General features: G+C 50.1%; 6 protein-coding genes. 5 read left to right on the forward strand and 1 reads right to left on the reverse strand.

The features are described from left to right. Both HMPREF2696_RS06690 and HMPREF2696_RS12010 read left to right on the forward strand, forming a co-directional pair. Window positions 1-415 (forward strand): hypothetical protein (locus tag HMPREF2696_RS06690; RefSeq protein WP_249967837.1); only part of this gene is annotated, 415 nt, incomplete at its 5' end. Then, window positions 312-617, forward strand: coding sequence for a hypothetical protein (locus HMPREF2696_RS12010; protein WP_193388906.1), 306 nt, complete (start codon window positions 312-314; stop codon window positions 615-617). The genes HMPREF2696_RS06690 and HMPREF2696_RS12010, both read left to right, overlap by 104 nt. A 44-nt stretch (window positions 618-661) precedes the next feature. Here the strand turns inward: HMPREF2696_RS12010 and HMPREF2696_RS06700 are convergent, their stop codons facing one another. Next, a complete protein-coding gene (locus HMPREF2696_RS06700; RefSeq protein ID WP_070588178.1) occupies window positions 662-832 on the reverse strand; it encodes a YegP family protein in 171 nt (56 codons plus the stop codon). 12 nt (window positions 833-844) lie between these two features. Between HMPREF2696_RS06700 and HMPREF2696_RS06705 the strand changes: the two genes are divergently transcribed. The 3 genes from HMPREF2696_RS06705 to HMPREF2696_RS06715 all read left to right on the forward strand — a co-directional run. Then, window positions 845-1,063 carry a hypothetical protein gene (locus HMPREF2696_RS06705; RefSeq protein WP_049227008.1) on the forward strand — a complete coding sequence of 73 codons (219 nt, stop codon included), beginning with the start codon at window positions 845-847 and terminating at the stop codon, window positions 1,061-1,063. Further along, window positions 1,060-1,398 (forward strand): hypothetical protein, encoded by a 339-nt coding sequence (locus HMPREF2696_RS06710; protein ID WP_070588180.1) that lies wholly within the window; start codon window positions 1,060-1,062, stop codon window positions 1,396-1,398. The genes HMPREF2696_RS06705 and HMPREF2696_RS06710 overlap by 4 nt, the downstream gene beginning before the upstream one ends. An 11-nt stretch (window positions 1,399-1,409) precedes the next feature. Next, window positions 1,410-1,604: hypothetical protein (locus HMPREF2696_RS06715; RefSeq protein WP_070588182.1), on the forward strand; the 195-nt coding region annotated here is incomplete at its 3' end.

Below are 1,604 nucleotides of genomic sequence, written 5' to 3' on the forward strand. Positions count from 1 at the left end.
TCTCGTGAAACTGCTGGCGAATAACTGGCAACCGATTGCCATTATCGCGCTTGTCGGCACGGGTTTGGCGGTGTCGCACCATCAAGGCTATAAGTCGGCGTTTGCAAAGCAGCAGGCCGTCATCGACAAGATGGAGCACGATAAGGCGCAAGCCCTGCTGTTGTCGGCTCAAAACTATGCGCGCGAATTGGAACAGTCGCGTGCGGAAGCTAAAAAATATGAAGTCAAAGCACACGCCGTCGGTATGGCTTTGGCGAAAAAACAGGCGGAAGTCAGCCGTCTGAAAACGGAAAATAAAAAGGAAATCGAAAATGTCCTTACTCAAGACCGTAAAAATGCAAGCGGTAATTGTATTGACGGCTTTGGCCATCACGGCCTGCAGCTCTACAACCGCGCCCTCGGCTACGGAAATTAAGGTTGTCGAAAAGGCGATCATGCCGACACCGCCTGCTGCGTTGATGGTCGCGCCGGTACGCCCGAGTCCTCCGAAGGACGGCAAGACGGCAACGCTGCTCGAACACGCCGCTGAGTTTGGCGGCTATGTTTCGGAGCTGGAAAACCAAAACGCAGCGTGGCGCGACTGGGCGGGCAATCGCTCCCGCAAAGTCGGCGACTGACAAAAAAGCCCGCGTAGGGCGCGGGCTTAGGGTAAAAGCGGATTTTATAACTCTTTTACAGGGGTCGCGGCGGTAGTGTTTTTCACCAAATCGACTGCGTGCTGGCAGTTTTGCTTGCTGGTGTAGCCTTGGCCCTGAGCGATGATTTCATGGTTGGCTGCTTTCAAATGCCAACGGTATTCGCCTTTTGCGTCTTTATAGATTTCAAAATACATAAGGTTTCTCCTATGAATGAGTACACGTTTTCTTACCGCTTTGACGGTAAGTCCTGGTCATTGAGCATTTGGGCGGACAGCCCTGAAGAAGCCCGGGCAAAATTTCGGGCTGCACGGGAAAATGCGCAGTATGACGGCGAAGTTGTAACAAAGATTTATACATTTGTAAATATTTCGTGGGTTAAGAAGTTGTACAGACGGATAAAATATTTAATGGGTATCAAAGAATGACCTACCGTGAATTAGTTGAACGTCAGTTGGCTGTGCGCCATGCCGATTTGGAATTGGGCTTAAGCCGCTCCCGCGAACAAGAGCCGTTTGTCATTCATGTTTCTAATCTGCTGGATAAGGCAGGGTTTGAATATACGGTACGGATGAATAAGGATTTTCAGACGACCTTTAACCTTGAATATCCAAATACAAACTACGACACTTTTAAGCGTGCAGTTTGGCAGACGATTTCGGCGTATTACTGCGTTTGTAACGATGGAGATGGACTCGAAATTTTCAGTAATCGCCCTGACGGCTACTCCGTCCGTATCGTATTCGGCGACGTGCCGGTTTAAAGGGGTTTTAAATGGACTTTGAATTTGGGTTTAAAACCCTGTGGCCGATTGCAACGGCGGCGTTTTGGTTTTGGGTCAACGGTATTTCAGGCCGTCTGAAAGAGGCGGACAAGCGTATCGACGACCTTAAAGAGGAGCTGCACGCGGTGAAGCTCTCTTATCACACCAAGGCGGACGCCAAGGCAGACAGCACTAATATTGCGGCG

Source organism: Neisseria sp. HMSC058F07 (assembly GCF_001810035.1).
Classification (GTDB): domain Bacteria; phylum Pseudomonadota; class Gammaproteobacteria; order Burkholderiales; family Neisseriaceae; genus Neisseria; species Neisseria perflava.